Source organism: Paenibacillus endoradicis (assembly GCF_024721975.1).
This window is the reverse complement of sequence record NZ_JANQBB010000004.1, coordinates 373396-390823: the sequence shown is the minus strand read 5'-3', so window position 1 is coordinate 390823 and position 17428 is coordinate 373396. Positions and strand designations below refer to the sequence as shown.

General features: G+C 37.4%; 15 protein-coding genes. 1 reads left to right on the top strand and 14 read right to left on the bottom strand.

Annotation, left to right across the window (positions count from 1 at the left end):
- Positions 1-18: 18 nt before the first annotated feature.
- Positions 19-603 carry a hypothetical protein gene (locus tag NV377_RS15765; RefSeq protein ID WP_258201744.1) on the bottom strand — a complete coding sequence of 195 codons (585 nt, stop codon included), beginning with the start codon at positions 601-603 and terminating at the stop codon, positions 19-21.
- A 189-nt stretch (positions 604-792) separates the two neighbouring features.
- Complete coding sequence (locus NV377_RS15760; protein ID WP_258201743.1) at positions 793-1419, bottom strand: hypothetical protein; 627 nt, start codon at positions 1417-1419, stop codon at positions 793-795.
- A 340-nt stretch (positions 1420-1759) separates the two neighbouring features.
- On the opposite strand from NV377_RS15760, the gene NV377_RS15755 reads away from it, so the two are divergent.
- On the top strand, positions 1760-2416 hold the full coding sequence (locus NV377_RS15755; protein ID WP_258201742.1) for a FusB/FusC family EF-G-binding protein: 657 nt from the start codon (positions 1760-1762) through the stop codon (positions 2414-2416).
- Between the two features lie 129 nt (positions 2417-2545).
- Here NV377_RS15755 and NV377_RS15750 read toward each other — a convergent pair whose 3' ends face one another.
- The 12 genes from NV377_RS15750 to NV377_RS15695 all read right to left on the bottom strand — a co-directional run bounded on the left by NV377_RS15750 (position 2546) and on the right by NV377_RS15695 (position 17425).
- Positions 2546-2980 carry a hypothetical protein gene (locus NV377_RS15750; RefSeq protein WP_258201741.1) on the bottom strand — a complete coding sequence of 145 codons (435 nt, stop codon included), beginning with the start codon at positions 2978-2980 and terminating at the stop codon, positions 2546-2548.
- Positions 2981-3051: 71 nt separating this feature from the next.
- Entirely contained in the window at positions 3052-3396 is a 345-nt protein-coding gene (locus tag NV377_RS15745; RefSeq protein ID WP_258201740.1) for a DUF4181 domain-containing protein, read from the bottom strand.
- A gap of 276 nt (positions 3397-3672) precedes the next feature.
- Positions 3673-6816 carry an MMPL family transporter gene (locus NV377_RS15740; protein WP_258201739.1) on the bottom strand — a complete coding sequence of 1048 codons (3144 nt, stop codon included), beginning with the start codon at positions 6814-6816 and terminating at the stop codon, positions 3673-3675.
- Between the two features lie 37 nt (positions 6817-6853).
- Positions 6854-7426, bottom strand: a complete 573-nt coding sequence (locus NV377_RS15735) for a TetR/AcrR family transcriptional regulator (protein WP_258201738.1) — start codon at positions 7424-7426, stop codon at positions 6854-6856.
- Positions 7427-7608: 182 nt separating this feature from the next.
- Positions 7609-8448 (bottom strand): ABC transporter ATP-binding protein, encoded by an 840-nt coding sequence (locus NV377_RS15730; protein ID WP_258201737.1) that lies wholly within the window; start codon positions 8446-8448, stop codon positions 7609-7611.
- Positions 8449-8479: 31 nt separating this feature from the next.
- Entirely contained in the window at positions 8480-9532 is a 1053-nt protein-coding gene (locus tag NV377_RS15725) for an NAD(P)/FAD-dependent oxidoreductase (RefSeq protein WP_258201736.1), read from the bottom strand.
- 19 nt (positions 9533-9551) lie between these two features.
- Positions 9552-10532 carry a FecCD family ABC transporter permease gene (locus tag NV377_RS15720; protein ID WP_373425825.1) on the bottom strand — a complete coding sequence of 327 codons (981 nt, stop codon included), beginning with the start codon at positions 10530-10532 and terminating at the stop codon, positions 9552-9554.
- Between the two features lie 54 nt (positions 10533-10586).
- Complete coding sequence (locus NV377_RS15715) at positions 10587-11639, bottom strand: FecCD family ABC transporter permease (protein WP_258201734.1); 1053 nt, start codon at positions 11637-11639, stop codon at positions 10587-10589.
- A gap of 60 nt (positions 11640-11699) precedes the next feature.
- Positions 11700-13415, bottom strand: coding sequence for an ABC transporter ATP-binding protein (locus tag NV377_RS15710; protein ID WP_258201733.1), 1716 nt, complete (start codon positions 13413-13415; stop codon positions 11700-11702).
- A gap of 273 nt (positions 13416-13688) precedes the next feature.
- Positions 13689-15296: a helix-turn-helix domain-containing protein gene (locus NV377_RS15705; RefSeq protein WP_258201732.1), complete on the bottom strand. Its 1608-nt coding sequence runs from the start codon at positions 15294-15296 to the stop codon at positions 13689-13691.
- 159 nt (positions 15297-15455) lie between these two features.
- Positions 15456-16472, bottom strand: coding sequence for an ABC transporter substrate-binding protein (locus tag NV377_RS15700; protein ID WP_258201731.1), 1017 nt, complete (start codon positions 16470-16472; stop codon positions 15456-15458).
- Positions 16473-16693: 221 nt separating this feature from the next.
- The gene (locus NV377_RS15695; RefSeq protein WP_258201730.1) at positions 16694-17425 is read right to left on the bottom strand and encodes a response regulator transcription factor; all 732 of its coding nucleotides are present in this window, start codon (positions 17423-17425) and stop codon (positions 16694-16696) included.
- Positions 17426-17428: the final 3 nt, after the last annotated feature.

Genomic DNA, 17428 nt, shown 5'->3' with positions numbered 1-17428 from the left:
ATTAACACTTGTTGGTATTTAATCTTGGTTTATGCTCTCCAAGGTTGTTGCGTAATACTCATCTATAATCTTCATTTGTTCAGTTAATGAGTCAATTACAAGCACAGAATTTTCAGTTTCTTTATTTACTTCTTCGTTTATTTTTGTATATACAGTAATAACAGCCTTTAATTTCTCTGTTTCCTCATCGTTTATAGAATAAGAACGTTGTTCTAAAAATTTAAGATCTAAACCGTACAAAAATTGATCGATACGTATTAAGCTATACTGTAATAAGCTCCACTTAGGCGCGAGGTCCCCCATATACCTTGGACTCATGATAGTTAATTCTGTACTGATGCTTCGACTTTCCCCTTGAACAATTCTCCATGAATTAAAAAGTATTTCTCTAGCCTCTTCATTTCCTACTTCATGAGAATGATCGAGAAATTCCTCTAACCTTCCAGCTATATTCTTCCCAAGAATGGAAATAAACCCTAGACCAGATTGATTTCGTCTTTGCTCTTGTTTGATAGAGTGCTTGTTATCATATAACATATAAAAATTATACGTAATAGATAATACTAAAAGTAGTACGAGAAGATTTCTCATCTTAGGTTTCATTACTCTACTCACCCTCTTTCTCCATATAATATTAATCGTTTAATAAAGATTCACTGACAGATATATGTACTTTCTGCACTCTCCAGACCGTCAGTTGAGAATGTTAATACTGCCTTCGTAGCAACTGCTATTTGTTCATGTCACTTATATGCATATCAATCAGCCAAAATGAAAAATAAGTGCTGATAGTTATTTTCTCCGTTTTCTCCAAACAAAGAAAAATATCATACCTAACACTACAATCCCAACGACTATAGCCCAAACATACAATTGAGTAGCCTTAACTTTCTCGTTAAGACTTACTTGTTCTGTTGCTACTTTACCTTCGCCTAAAATAGCTGAGTCTTTTTCAAGATTCACTTGTTCTGTCGGTACTTTTCCTTCACCTAATATAGCTAAATCGTCTTGTGCTTGGGCTAATACATTCGTTCTATCACACATTATCGATACAAGTTGCTCTTTATCTCCATACATAGTGGATAGATTGGCATACACTAAATATTCCTTACCTTCTTCAAAATGATATCCACAATCACCTCCGCCGCCTCCTGTATAAATAATAATTTGCGATTCAGATCCTCCCTTCCATATTTGACTAACTTCGAATAATGCAGATTTCGTCATGTATCCGTTTAGATTTTTAATATCTTTAACTTCAAGGACACGACCAGTAAAAACAGCTTCCGAACGGTCGAGTTCTTCTTCGACAGTTAAAGGTTCGATACAAGAACAAGCATAAACATTCGAAGCAGCATAAATCATCATCATACTTATCATAAAACAAATCAGTAACACCAAATTTATTTTTCTTTTCATCGTAATCCCCCTTAGCATTATTAATGCCTCATTTACTAAACGTTTCTAACAGACCATATGTTACAATTTCATCCAATTGTAAACCAAATAGTATTTCCATTTTTCTTCCATTAAAGTTGTGTCGTCGAACTTTTTATTTTACAATGAAATTAACCAAAGGGGGTCGGTAGTGATGGTAAATCAATTTGCCGGGATGAGCAGCGACTCATGCAAAGCCTGATTTAGGGGCGATACTTTGCGTGGGGGTGGACGGTTCAATAAACTTTCGCTCTATATCGTTTCTAAGAATCGGTTTTGCACCTTATTGAATTTTTGATTATAAAATAAGGGGCTGAAAAGCATGAGCAATACATTCATTAGAAACCATCAATATAATCTGATTAAGAAGCAAGTAGATTTGCTTCAAAGTGTCTGTAATACGGCAGCCAATCAGAAGGTAATACAGTCAGTTCGAGAACAGGCTCAAGTTAAAGTGTTAGAGGCTTGTCCCGTAACTAACGAACAACAACTACAATCGCTCCATGCGATTTCCTTAATCAACACAGCAAATGAATTTCAATCGTACTTGAAATCACTTGAACCTTATCTGGAAGCATTCCCACAGGTAACGGATAACCAGTTGAAGAAGTTGTTTCCGAAAATTAAAAAGCTGAAGACGCCAAATTGGTCGGAGCTTGATTACCGCTATGTCACCTATCTCGGTTGGACTGATATCGCTACGAACAAAATGTTTCTCGTTTATCGTCTAAACAACCTGGTAGTCGGAATAGAAGGAAGATTTACTCCAACACATAAAAAGGGCGTGTGCTTTTTATGTAATAAGCATGAAAAGGTCGCATTATTTACTTCGGTTATTAAAACAAAGCCGGCGAAGGCGTCTTCCGATTACTATAAGGCAATGGGCAACTATATGTGTGTGGACAGTGATACTTGCAACCACAATATTACGGATGTATCAGCGTTAGAGAAGTTTTTTCATGATATTTTAGGTAAATAATAATTAGATTTATAATACTGCCGAACGATTCGGCAGTATTTTTTTGCGGACTATGCTGTCTGTTAACTAAATTTTAACGGCAGTCGAATATTCGACTGCCGTTAAAATTTAGTTATATTAGTGTTATATTCATTTCCTATTGTTTTTCACAAAGATAATAACAATGTATAGCAAGAATGCCCCGACAATATACCATACAAGTTTTCTCCAATCAAATAGTGCACCTTCATATTCACCATTATAGTTCGCCTTTACGAATGATTCATCATTCACCTTTATTGCAATCGCTTCATCGATGTCAACACCTTTGATACTGTAATATTCAGTACCTTTCGGATAGTAATTCGAAAAATTACCCCAGTATGTGCCTTCCTCGTCTGAAAATGATGTAACTTTGCCGATTTTTGAACCGATTTGATCCGTTTCAATTGGATTGTCAGAAATGATAAAGGATTTACCGTCGTTTACAACAAATTTATGAGCCCAATCTGCGTGTATTGACTCTATTACAAAGAAAGTGCTTACCAGCCAGAGTGAAATTAGTAACAACAGATATTTTCTCAAACTATCCCCCCTTGTACCTTTCCTATTTCCGACGAAAATATAGTTTTATTGTTGCACTATCCTGCCTATAATTAGTACAGGAAATAAATCAACATTACACCCAGAATTAGCACAATAAGTGAAACAATATATTCTATCGAATCCTTCAAATACTTCCAATCTATAAATGTCTGAAAGCCCAATCCCATTATTATTACTACCATCCAAAACCACTTCATGACTTCACCAGCTAAAATATCTACACTAAACAAAAATATTATCGTAGTAAATATTATGATTGTAAGTACTATCTTACCCCATATATTAACTTTTTTTCCTGCTTCAGTAAGTTCCTCTCTATCTGTACCAACAATCTTTTTTCTTAAAATCCAATGAGATAAAGTGAGGAATAAAGCTATTAATGAAATAGTAATCACTGTTAGATCTCCTCTAGTAATACAAAGTCTTAGTTCGTAAAAAATAGCCTTTCTAGCAATCTAACCGATGTTAATTTAATGTTCTATAACTTCTATATTTTAACTATCTGCTTGTTTATTATAATTCATTTCTAGGAAGCGTAAAATGCCTAGCAGAGAGAGTTTTATCCTCCCTGCTAGGCATTTCATATCTTATTACTACTTTGCTGCTTAAACTATCGAATTAGATAATATATCACACTATTCGTATAACTTACTCCGATTAATTAAACATAGTTACTCTTCATTAGATTGACGCTTACTCACTTTTCCCATTAAAGACATAATAGCAGGAATAAATGCAGGTAACATAATGAGACTCAATATCATTAATCCGAAAATAACCATAATAGCTACTTCAATCAATGTATATATTCCTGATGGAATTAAAGCTGCGAACGTTCCTCCAAGAATAATCGCTGCAGAGATAACAACGCCACCGATATTACGTGCGGCAACGAGTATTGCATCTTTCTCAATATGTTGTACTTCACGATAGCGCATCATCAGAAAAATACTGTAATCTACGCCAAGCGCAACAATCATAATAAATCCGAAGAATGGTACATTCCAACCAACTGCTTCGACCTTTAATATTTTAGTCGTTACTAATTCTGTAAGACCAAGTGACACGAGATAAGTTATTAATAAAGATGCAACTATAATCAATGAACTCCACAGTGATCTTGTTATAAATAGTAATACAATACCTATTCCAATTAGCATCATAATTGCTGTTCGATTCAGATCGGAGCTTGAAATTTGTTGAAGATCCACGTTTTGCGATGACTTGCCACCAAGTGCATATTCTGCATCTTGTAATATACTACCTTCAATCGATGCTTGAAGCTGCTTACTCACATTTTGTACGATTGTAATAGCTTCTTTACTATACGGATTGACAGACAACACAATGTTCATCGTTACATATTTGCGATCATCTGACATATACATATCCATCGATTGCTTGAATTCATCACTTACAATGATATCGTCAGGAATATAAAATTTCTGAGCAGCTGACGAACCACTTAAACCATTCAAATAATTCTGAGCTTCCGTTAATCCTTCACTAATCTGGTCTAATCCGTTAGTACTCTCGGATAAGCCACTTTGCAATTCTGTCATTTGTTCAACAAGTCCCGTTAATTTAGCTAATATTTCACGTTGTCCATCGTTAATTTGCTTAATACCCGTTGCCAGCTCTCCACTTTTCCCAGCTAATTGAGCTGAGCCTTGTGCGCCTTCTTCTAATCCTTTATTTAAACTATCTGATCCTGTGATAAGTGCTTTAACACCATCATTCATTAATCCAAACGCACCGCTCACCGTTAACAATGATTTATTCGCTGTCGCTAATGCCGACATCGCCGTTTGATGTTGTGTACTAAATTGTTCGAGCCCAATGACTAATTCGGATAATTGCGACTGTGCTGAGGATGCTACCGCTAATGTCGTTTGAATACTCGTATGATCGGCTAACTCTGGTTGTTCTTCGATAAGTAGATTCATACTCTGTTCGATTTGCTTATAACCTTCGATGGTACCATTAATCGCTTGCTTAATCGATGTAAATTGGTCCCCATACAAATTCAACCCTGAATATAATTCGGAGTATCCGCTATACAAACTAGATACACCTGTAGAAAGCTCTGTAATATTTTTCTGTAAGGTTGTCAGCCCTGTTGCTAGTTCATCTGCACCTGTCGCGCCACTGTATATCCCGTCTGACAGTTGAACTAGTACATCACCTAACTGAGTCGCCCCTGCTTGAACTGTACTTGTGCCATCAATTAATTGTTGAATACTATCTAGATCATTGGTGTCCTGACTACCTAACTGCTCCTCTACACCCTTAAATCCATCGTTAATCGTATTGACTCCATCTGATACTTCATCCAATCCTGAATTAAGAGTTTCTGTCTGATCGCTAATATATAAGTCATTAATCTTTTCACCCTCAGGCCGCGTAACGGTGAATATATTCGATACGCCGTCTACATTTAATAAAGAAGCAGCTAATTCATCTATAGCTTGTAAGTCTACTGTATTATCGAGCTCACGATCCATCTTTAATACTAATGTTGTAGGTGAAGAGAAACCTGCAGAATAATGTTCTTCAATTACATTAATTCCTTGTTTAGAACGATAGTGATCTTCAACTTCAATAAGATCGTTATAGCTCAGCACTTGGCTATATGACAATGCGACCGGAAGACATAATGCTGCAATAATTATTACTGTAATAATCGGTCGCCCTACTGAAAACTTAGATAAAGTTGCCCATAAGCGACTGTCACTATGTCCTTCGAACTTTTTCACTGGCCAGAACATTTTTCTGCCCATAATAGCCATAAAGAATGGATTCAAAGTAAGTAATACGAGAATTAGTACAGCAACACCGATAGCAACTGCTGAACTTGAACGATAAACTTGGAATTCCGCGAATAGCAGTGTAATAAAGCCTATAAAAACAGCTAATCCACTATATATAACTGTTTTTCCAGCTGATGAATACGTAGCTTTAATAGCTTCTAGAACATTGCTCGATCGACTGAGTTCTTCTTTAAACCGAGTAAATAATAGTATATTGTAATCCGTACCAATCCCGAATAAAATAACGACTAGAAATACTTGCGTGAAATTGGAGAACGGATAATTAAAATGATCTACTAACTGTGCAACAATACCCATCGATACGAGATAAGATACACCTACCGACAGTAATGAGATAAGTGGAACAATTGGTGAGCGGAACACAATAATAAGTACAATAAGTATAAATACAATAGCAATTACTTCTGTTCGCTGAATACCTTCTTGCGAAGATTGTACAAAATCCTCTAATACTAATCCCGTTCCTGTTAGATATGTCTCTATTCCTTCTTGATCAACTACTTCATTTAATTGATTAGCGACCTCCGTAATCGTACCACTATTCTGACTTACCGCTAGCTGCATTAAAATCGTAGTTCCATCTTCTGATGCTAATTGCTTCTCCACAGCTTCATTATCAAGATGAGTAGTCATCTCCACTATGCCCAATCGACTACTTTCGGTTTTTAATTGTCCAATAATACTTTCGACTTGAGCATATTGTGCTGCTGATAAAGCTTCATTATTACCACTATGAAATACAGCAATAATATCATATGTAGACCTATCTTTATGTTGCATTTCATTCATTAATTGCGCTGCAATTTCACTCTGTGCAGAGTTTGGTATCGTTATTTGACCTTTCTCTCTAACAAGCTGATCCATATTAGGCATCATCACGAGAACAAGTATCGTTATAACAATCCAGCTTATAAAACTTATCGATCTAATGTTCAACCATTTCTTCACCTTAACTCCTCCTGTGTCTTTGGAATGAATATTCATTCCTCTTCTGTAATAGAACCTATAGTAGGTTCATTTTTTATCCGCTATTTTTTAATGCGGCCCAACAACTTTCTTCAGCATGGTAGAACAGCTCATCAGTATTTTGTAGTATGCCACCACGAATAAGTTTAAATAGCTGTACGAATGCTCCCCATACCATGCCAATTAATGCATTCACATTAAAGTCTCTAATGATTCCCTCTCTCTTACCATATTCAAGTACTTCTTGAAATACGTTAAGCATTACGTTAAATTCATGTGAACTTTTTTCATCTAAATAAAGAGCACCACAATGCGAGTCTATAAACAATACTGCATCTAGATGATCATTAGAAAAAGAGATTAATCTCTTAAATATCCAACTGAATTGTTCCCTAAGTGGCAATTGATTCTCTTCTTCACCCATCACGATACTGCTGGCTAAATTTCCAACCCATTGCTGGAATAGGACATTTACTAGTTGCTCTTTACTTTCAAAATAACGGTATATCGTTCCTGCACCTACATCGGCTTGGTCAGCGATCATCGGCACAGTCGTTCCATCGTAGCCTCTATTTGCAAATAATTGCAGTGCTGCGCTGAGTATATCTTCACGCTTATTGTTAGCCATATCTTTCTCCTTACAAACGGAATGAATATTCATTCATTATATTACATTAACTTATTTTGCTTTGCAACAGTGAAAATAAAATACGAGCAAAAGATCTAAATCCACTATCACACTGATTTAGATCTAAGCTATATTAGAATTGATCTTACCGTCGAATAGATTGAATCAACCATTACAAATTTTTAAGCCATAGCCACTGCACGCTTTACTTCGACTTGCTCTGAATCATCTGAAATAGCATCTGCTAATTCAAATGGAATACATAACGGAACGCCCGTTCTAGGATCAGCAATAATATCTGCTTCGATACCAAATACCTCTCGTAATACATCCTTAGTCACTACCTCTTCTGGTGATCCCTCACTGATGACTTTTCCTTGCTTAATCGCGACAATATGCTGTGCATAGCGAGTAGCATGATTAAGGTCATGTACAACCATAACGATCGTTCTACCTTGCTCTGTATTCAACTGTTGAAGCAACTTAAGTACCTCAAGTTGATGCGCCATATCTAGATACGTTGTAGGTTCATCTAGAAATAACATGTCTGTACCTTGGGCAAGAGCCATGGCAATCCAAGCTCTTTGACGTTGACCTCCCGATAATTGATCGATTGGTCTATCATGAAATTCCAACATTCCTGTCACTTCTATCGCCCAATGAATAATTTCCTTATCTTCCTTAGTAAGCGAACCAAATCCCTTTTGATAAGGGAAACGACCATACGAAATTAACTCAGAGACAGTTAGACCATCAGGTGCTACTGGATTTTGTGGGAGAATAGCTAGATGCTTTGCTACTTCTTTTGTAGACATACCATGTATGGATTTACCATCAAGATAAACCATTCCTGCTTTTGGCTTTAGCATACGTGCCAACGCCTTTAATATTGTTGATTTTCCTGAGCCATTAGCACCTATTAAAGCAGTTATCTTTCCTTTTGGGATGACCATGTTCAGATCATCCACAATAACTCGCTCGGAATAGGCAATATGCAGATGCTCGGTATATAATCTTTCCATAATATGCACTCCTTTAATATCAAATTAAATGCTATTTAGATAAAAGCTCTTTCAAGAGCTCCTTATTTTTCTGTTTGAATAACTCATTGTGAGAGGACACCATTCCATTAGCTCTTGCGTCTGGTGTAATAAACTGCTTCGCTTTGTTAATCGCATTAGCAGCATCTTGGAATGCTCCTGCTATAAGATGTAACTTGCCTTCATGATGCAATATATCACCAGCTGCATAAATACCCTCAACTGATGTTTCACTCATCGGAGTACCTGCAATCCAGTAATCCTCTTCAAGTTCGATTTTCAGCTCACTTTGTTTCAATAATTCCATCTCACGTTCATAACCATGGTTAATAATAACTTCATCAACTGCCAGTTCTAATTGTTCATTATCATCATTTTTCTTCAATATGACTCGTTCTATAGATTCATGATTATCGGCAGCTACCAGTGTCTCGATCGTTGTATTGAGCAACAGCTCTGCGGAACTATTACGAAGTCGCGATATCTCTGCCTCATGGCCTTTAAGCATGTCACTACGATAAGTTAGGTACACTTTCTCGGCGATAGGTTCAAGCTCATTAGCCCAATCAATTGCAGCATTTCCTCCACCAGAAATTAATACAGTCTTATTTTTGAAATGCGCAAGTGATTTTACAGTGTAATGCAAATTCGATACTTCAAAACGTTCAGCACCTTCAATATTCAACTTAGTAGGCTTTAATATACCTCCGCCCACTGCAAATATAATCGTTTTGGCATAATGCCTCTCTCCGGTTGCCGATAGCAGTTCAAATATGCCATCCTCACCTCTAGATACAGAGATCACTTTCTGCCCCAGTACTACCTCTGGCTCGAACGTTCTTGCTTGTGACACTAACTGTTCAATTAGTTGTGCGCCAGGAATAGGTTTCAAACCACCTACGTCCCATATCATTTTCTCAGGATAGATATGTACCTTTCCACCAAGATAGGGCTGAAACTCGATAATCTTAATACTCATTTCTCGTAAACCACCATAAAACGCCGCATATAACCCTGCAGGTCCACCGCCCACAATCGTCACGTCGAGTATATGTCTATTTTCCATAGTATGTCCTCCATCTATATTAAGATTTCGATTTTGCTAACAGATATAAGAAATATGGTGCTCCGAGAACTGCTACAACAATTCCCGTTGGTATTTCAGAAGGTTGCAATATAACACGTCCGACGGTATCCGAGACAAGCATAAGTAGGCTTCCTACAAGTGCTGATGTAGGCACAAGAAATTGATGCTTTGGACCAACAATTCGCTTCGCAAGATGAGGACCAATCAAGCCGACAAAACCTATTCCGCCACTTACCGCTACCGAAGCACCAGAAAGTCCAACTGCAATTGCTAGTAAAATTATTCTCTCCCTCTCAATGGGAGCACCTAGCCCAGTCGCCGTCTGATCTCCTAAACTCAATACGTTCATTATTTTCGCCTTATACATAGCCAGTGGTATCAATATAATAATCCAAGGAAGCAGCGAGAGCACGTAACTCCAGTTTGCTCCCCAAATACTGCCTGCTAACCACGTGGCAACCATTTGATATTTATCTGGATTTAGCCTCAAGGTCAATACGATCATTACTGAACTAATACCCGCTGCAACTGCAACCCCTGTCAGTATTAGTCTAATCGGCGAGATTCCTTCATTTTTCTTGTATGATAGGGTATAGATTAACGCCGCTGTTGCACCTGCACCAATTAATGCAAGTACAGGTACTAGAAAGATCGATCCTATTGTTGCTGTAGTAAAGAAAGAAATGTATAGCATAACCATTAACCCTGCACCTGCGTTAATCCCTAGAATACCTGGATCTGCAAGCGCATTTCGAGAAATACCTTGAAGAATACATCCTGATACGGCAAGCCCTGCACCGACAAGCATCGAAATGACAATACGAGGCAATCTAAATTCAAATAAAATAGTCGATTGTTGTTTCGTTCCGAAGCCGAAAAGAGTTTTTAACACAGTTATAGGTCCGAGCTTCATATGACCACTGTTCATACTAATAATGAAAGCAATAATAATAAGTAGAATCAAAATTCCTATAATCATATAGGATCTTTTCTTCCGCTGCCCGGAAGCAAGAAATACCGGTGATTGTTCCATCTATAACTCCCTCCTCTCTTTACGAGCGAGATATAGGAAGAAGGGAACACCTATAATGGCAATAAGTGCTCCGATTGGTGTCTCATAAGGAGGGTTAATTAATCGTGCACATAGATCTGCAAGTACAACTAGTAAACTACCAAGAATTGCGGAGCAAGGGATAATCCATTTGTAATCAACACCAACTAAATAGCGTGTTAGATGAGGTATAATGAGACCAATAAAACCTACTGATCCTACCACTGATACCGCTGATCCAGCTAGAATAAGTACTACAACTACTCCTACAAACTTAACGAGCTTCGTTCTTTGCCCTAGTCCAGCAGCAATATCTTCTCCAAGGCTCAATAGCGATATAGATCTGGAAAGGATCATCGCTGTAATTAATGCTCCAACAACCCACGGTAACATTATCTTCAGATGAGACCACTTCGTCCCAGCAACTCCGCCTGCATAGAAATAAGCAAGATCGAGTCCAATTCTAAAGTAGAGCGCTATACCCTGACTTAAAGCAATAAGTAGTGCACTTACTGCTGCTCCCGCAAGCACTAGTCTTATAGGCGTTAGACCACCTACAGCCATAGATCCAACACCGAAAACCAAAACTGCTCCCATTGCCGCTCCGATAAAGGAATAGATAATTAGTGTCGAAAACGGTAACCCTGGGAAAAAGGCAAAGCAAAGTGCAATAACAAAGCCAGAACCGGCATTAATTCCAAGCAAACCTGAATCTGCCATTGGATTACGCGTCATTCCTTGCATAATTGCTCCTGCTACTGCAAAACTTGCACCAATCATTGCTCCTCCAATAACACGTGGAAGGCGGAGTTCCTGAATAATATTATGTTCAGTTATATTCGGATTAAATTGAAATACTGCTTCCCACACCAACGATAAAGGAATCTTTGCTGCACCAAATGAAATAGATACAGCCATACTAAATAGTAATGCCACTAAACCTCCAATTAAAATTAATGTAGCTGTAATTGGACGAGTTCTTAGCTTCACAGGTGATGTAGTTGTCATGCCGTTAGATTCCTGTATTACTGCCATCTTGCTCTCCCTATCTATAAATTTATCGTTTAAGGTTACGAACTATCTCTGGTAACCTAATTAAGAGCCGAATTGGGCTTGATGTAGACGACTATAAATTCCTTGTGATTGTAATAGTTCCGCATGTCGTCCTTCCTCGGCTATTCCTTGCTCTGCTACAACAATAATACGGTCAGCATTTTTGATTGTCGCTAGACGATGCGCAATAACCAGTGTTGTACGTCCTTCAGACAATTCTTCGAGTGCAGATTGAATAGCTGTTTCTGTCTCTGTATCTAGTGCTGAAGTTGCCTCATCAAGAATAAGAATTGGAGGGTTTTTCAAGAACATTCGAGCTATTGATAGCCGCTGCTTCTGCCCACCAGAAAGTTTTACTCCGCGTTCACCGATTAAAGTATCCAATCCTTCTGGCATTGACTCAATCGTATCAACGAGTTGAGCACGTCGTGCTGCTTCCCAAATTTCATCCTCGTTGGCATGAAGTTTTCCGTAAGCAATGTTTTCACGAATAGAACCATCAAATAAGAATACATCCTGCTGCACAATCCCGATATGAGATCGTAAGGAATGAAGAGTAAGATCACGTATATCCTGACCATCTACAGAAATAGAGCCCTCCGTTACATCATAGAAACGTGGAAGCAAGGAACATAGTGTCGTTTTACCTCCACCTGACGGACCTACAAGAGCAACGGTCTCTCCTGCTACAACATTAAGATTAATGTTTTTCAACACCGGATCCTTGTCATCATACGTAAAACTTACATTGGAAAATGAGATATCTCCCTTAATTTGATCTAGATGAACCGCATTCGGCTTATCATCTACATCGGGTACAGTTTCAAGCAGTTCCAAAAATCTGCGGAAGCCTGCAATCCCCTTCGGATAGGTTTCAATAACGGAATTTATTTGTTTAATTGGTCCTAAGAAAACATTCGATAACATAACAAACGCAATAAATTCTCCATAGCTCATTTGTTTATTTAGTACAAACCATGTGCCGAATATTAAAACAAAGATCGATACAAATTTCATTAATACAAAACTAAATGATGAGTTCCATGCCATAATACGATAAGCAATTAACTTGGAAATACGGAAGCGATTATTGTTATCTGCAAATTTCGCAATTTCATGGTCTTCATTAGAAAAAGCTTGAACAACGCGAATACCACTTATATTATTTTCAACTCTTGCATTGTAATCTGCGACATCTGAGAACATACGAGAAAAAGCTTTAGACATTTTTTTACTGAAATGAAGTGACAAGTAGATCATTAACGGCACAATGACAAAAGTAAGTACAGCTAGCTGCCAATTAATGCCTAGCATAATAGCGAATGCTCCAGTCAGTGTCATAATAGCAACAAACAAATCTTCCGGACCATGATGGGCAATTTCACCGATATCCATTAGATCATTGGTCATACGAGAGACTAGATGTCCCGTCTTGTTATTATCGAAGAAACGGAATGATAGCTTTTGTACTCGATTGAACAATTGCTTTCTCATATCCGTTTCGATATTTATTCCGAGCATATGTCCCCAGTATGTAACAACAAAGTGTAAGACTGAACTAATAATATAGATAACAAGTAATCCAATACAAGCGTATAAAATCCAATTCCAATTACCGCTTGGAAGTAAGTTATCCACTACACGATTCACTGCAATTGGAAATGCTAATTCTAATAAAGCTGCCAATATGGCACATCCAAAATCAAGAATAAATAACTTCTTATAAGGACGATAATATTCAAAAAACTGACGAAGCATGTTGTTCCTCCTTGAGCTAGTTGTCTTATCTATTGCACTTCTTATATATGATAACGATTCTCATTATCATATATAAGTGAACTATAAACTAAAATGAATGTTTATGCAATGGACGAAATAAATTTATCTTTTGTACAAAATATCGATTTCCTGTTTGTAGTGGATACTCGGATGTCCAGATTATAAAGAAAACCGGAGGTTCTGAGTACCTTCGGTTTTCAAGTATTGTTCTATAATATTAGAAATAACTGCTTCATATTCGATGTCAGATAACTATGCTAATACCCGTAGAATATCTTCTATCTTCCGATTATGAGATAACACTCCGTAGTTCATCCACGCATAGAAGTCCACCTCATATACTCGATTACCCTTCACAGCGGGAAGTTCTTTCCAAACGGATGATTGCAGTAACTCTCGACCAGTCCCGTGCTCATCCTCTTTCTCAAAAGTAATAAATATATGATCTGCGTCTAACTTCGATAAGGCATCAATAGATAAATTAACTCTCCGTTCATCTGGAGAAATTCGTTGAACCATAGCTGGCTGTGCAAGACCGAGATTTTGATATAGAAGCGGTCCGGTGTAGCCCCTTGTTGGACCACCATACAGATGGATGGTATTAGATGAAATACGTAGCACTGCCACCGTTTCATTACCTAATGACTGTGAAAGCTGAGCTCTAGCTTGTGCAATATACTGTTCATGCTCTTCAATAACTGTGGCCACCTTATCTTTGCGTCCAAGTATCGTACCAATCGTCTGAAGTGTCTCTTGCCAATTCTCTGCACTACTAAAAAGTTTATATACAGGTGAAATCTGACTGCATTGCTGCAAACTCCAACGCTCATAACCTTCGCTCAAGATAACGAATTCCGTGTCATATTTGGACAACATTGACCAATTTTCCGCCGTAACATCGAAAGTTGGTACTTCATTCATATTCAAATACTCCTGTTGTCCCCATTGTTTGTGTGAACATTGCAGCACTGGCTTAACGTCCAGCGCTATCAAAAAATCTTCAAGAAATGGAGCAAATATGTTGCAGTTAGCTTTATAACCACTTCGATATTTGCCTGGCGTCATTCCTACCTTTTGTTTGAACTTCCTATTAAAATAGTATTCCGTGCTATATCCGATCGTTTGAGCAATCTGTTGTAAATTATCTTCTGTCATGAGTAACAATTGCTGAGATCTATCAATTCGTAGTGTATTCAAATAATCTATTGGAAGCTGACCTGTAATTTCTTTGAAAAGCTGAGTGTAGCGCCAGCGATTGGTAGAAGTCATTGTTGCAAGTTCTTCAATACTAATGGATTGATGATAATTGTTATTAATGAATTCAATAGAATCTTGAATATCTTTTTTTAGGTGAGTATCACGACTAGTACTACGAAATTGCTTCAATATATATAATAATAACTTTTGGAATCTGAGTTGATTCTCCATTTGCTCTAGTTCATCTATAAGCATATGTGATTTATATAATTCCTCTGCTAATAGTAAGCAGGAAGAAAATGATTCACAGCTAATAATTCCTTGATCTAGCAATTTATCAAGCAATGGTTGACCAGTTGCAATGGATTCTGAGCTGAGACGACCATAAACTTCAAAGCTAATTCGATAATAAGTAAGAGGTTCATTTCCGACTTTAATAACGATAGCTTCGCCAGGGGGTAGCATTATACAATCCCCACCAAGCACTCTTTCTCGCATTTTATTTTTCATAATGATTCCACTACCACTAGTAATAAGTAGCATCGTATACGTCGAACATACTAATATCGGAGAACGTGAAGCTGGTACTGTTACGAATTCAATCTCTCGCCAGTTGTAGGCTACGTTAGATGCTCTGTACACTTCCTGTAGATGTTCTTCCATATTTTCCTCCCGTTAATAAATGATAATGATTATCAATATCTCTTAAGAATAGTCTAATAGAAAAGACTGCTCCTGTAAACAGCAAGAACCGTCACTTCTCCAAAAAGAGAAATGACGGTAAAGATAAGTACGACATTATATAATGTAATAAGGGATCTGTTATTCTTTCACCAAATATTTCAATAGATCATCAAGTTTTAAGAAGTTTGCATAGATAGCACCAGTTTGCCAATGCGATCTTTCTACCTTATAGACATGATCATTAGCAAATGCAGGTACATTTTTCCACAATGGACTATTAAGTAACTCGATAGCATCTGCATTTTCTGGAGAATTCCAATCGCCATTAGATACTAATACGATAATATGATCCGCATCAAGCGTAGCAAAAGCCTCTTCAGACAATATTTCTTGGAACGCATCCATATCTTTTACAAGCTGGTGTGGCTCAAGACCAAATTTACTATATATTTCGCCTACAAAACGATTTTTAATTCCAAATAGTGCAATCGTTTTATCACCAGTATTCACTCGTATAACTGCTACCGTTTCTTTTCCGATCGATTGCTCGAATTTCACTTTCGCTTCATCAACTTTTTTATTATAATCTGCTAGTACACTTTCAGCCTTTTCAGGTATACCTAGTACGTCTGCTACCACTTTTAACATTTCTTCTGAGCTTTGTAGTGATTCCTCAGGTATACGGAATGTTGGTGCGATTTTGGAGTACAGATCATACTTCTCTTTATCCCCTCCGCCATCCAATATGATAAGGTCAGGATTCTCTGACATTAATGCTTCCAAGCTACCTGTTGTATCAAACAATGGCGCGTCCAAATTAAGATATTCCTGCGTACCCCATGTTGGATGATACCATTGTACAACTGGTTCAACTTCTAGTGCCTTTAGATAGTCCTCTACATAAATACCAGCAACACGCTTGGGATTAGCGGGAATCGTAACCTCACCAAATTCGCCTGTTACTACTCTTGTTTCCACTCCCGTATTCGCTTCATCTTTAGTGTTATCCTCCTCTTGCTGAGAAGAATTTGTATTTTGATTTGTTGACTCGTCTGTATTTGCTTTATTATTTGCGTTTGAGCCACACGCAGTAATTACAAGTAATAACAATAAAACCATCGCTGCCAGTATTCCTTTAGTTGACTTCCCTTTCACTTATAACCCACTCCTATATGTTGATTATCACTGATTTTCATTCTCAGTTGATATGGATTATAATATTCCTTTACAGCGATAGAGACAATACACTTTTTGTTCCAATATTTTATACAATTCGTACTGTTATACTTATCACAATAGCTTATTAACATGAAACATAGTGAAAAGACCTTACATTACTCGAAAATGTAAGATCTTATAAGATACAGTATTTCCTATTAATGCTGACGATTCATTTCACGATATTGCTTTGGCGTCATACCTTCTAGCTTTTTGAACATTTTAATGAAGTAACTAGTTGTTTGCAATCCAATACTAGCAGTAATTGCATCTAAGCTATCATGTGATTCTAACAGCATCTTTTTGGCTGCAATCATTCTGCAATCAGTTATATAATCGGAGAAGCTTTTACCCGTGTTATCTTTGAATAGTACACTAAAATAACTTGGATTTAAGTGAATATGAGCTGCAACTTCTTTTATTGTAATCGGCATATGAAGATTACTTATAATATAATTTAACCCTGATTCTATATATGGATTTTGGGCGGTTGTTTTGGAACCTTGCGTTTCTTCTTCTAATTCAAGTAATAACCTTTGTACAACTTCGATCAGCTGCTCTTGCTGTATTGGTTTCAGCAAATAATCAGCAGCTCCCAATTGCAAACCTTTCTGAGCATAATTAAATTCCGCAAAGCCCGTTAACAGAATGGTTTTGAGTGAATTATCTTGTTTACGAATAGCTGACAATAACTCCAATCCTGACATAACCGGCATTCTAATATCAGTGATTAGAATATGATAGTTATTGCTTTGGATAAGCTCAAATGCCCGCTGACCATTCTCCGCTGTATCAATAATTAGTTTCTCTTTGCCCCATTGCTCTAACGTTATTGCTACTCCCATCCGGGAATTATGCTCATCATCTGTCACTAATATCCGAAAACTCATCGC

Coding starts and splice junctions, on each gene's coding strand:
- NV377_RS15765 (WP_258201744.1), bottom strand. CDS start 603: ATGAAACCTAAGATGAGAAATCTTCTCGTACTACTTTTAGTATTATCT.
- NV377_RS15760 (WP_258201743.1), bottom strand. CDS start 1,419: ATGAAAAGAAAAATAAATTTGGTGTTACTGATTTGTTTTATGATAAGT.
- NV377_RS15755 (WP_258201742.1), top strand. CDS start 1,760: ATGAGCAATACATTCATTAGAAACCATCAATATAATCTGATTAAGAAG.
- NV377_RS15740 (WP_258201739.1), bottom strand. CDS start 6,816: ATGAATATTCATTCCAAAGACACAGGAGGAGTTAAGGTGAAGAAATGG.
- NV377_RS15735 (WP_258201738.1), bottom strand. CDS start 7,426: ATGGCTAACAATAAGCGTGAAGATATACTCAGCGCAGCACTGCAATTA.
- NV377_RS15730 (WP_258201737.1), bottom strand. CDS start 8,448: ATGGAAAGATTATATACCGAGCATCTGCATATTGCCTATTCCGAGCGA.
- NV377_RS15725 (WP_258201736.1), bottom strand. CDS start 9,532: ATGGAAAATAGACATATACTCGACGTGACGATTGTGGGCGGTGGACCT.
- NV377_RS15720 (WP_373425825.1), bottom strand. CDS start 10,532: ATGATTATAGGAATTTTGATTCTACTTATTATTATTGCTTTCATTATT.
- NV377_RS15715 (WP_258201734.1), bottom strand. CDS start 11,639: ATGGCAGTAATACAGGAATCTAACGGCATGACAACTACATCACCTGTG.
- NV377_RS15710 (WP_258201733.1), bottom strand. CDS start 13,415: ATGCTTCGTCAGTTTTTTGAATATTATCGTCCTTATAAGAAGTTATTT.
- NV377_RS15705 (WP_258201732.1), bottom strand. CDS start 15,296: ATGGAAGAACATCTACAGGAAGTGTACAGAGCATCTAACGTAGCCTAC.
- NV377_RS15695 (WP_258201730.1), bottom strand. CDS start 17,425: ATGAGTTTTCGGATATTAGTGACAGATGATGAGCATAATTCCCGGATG.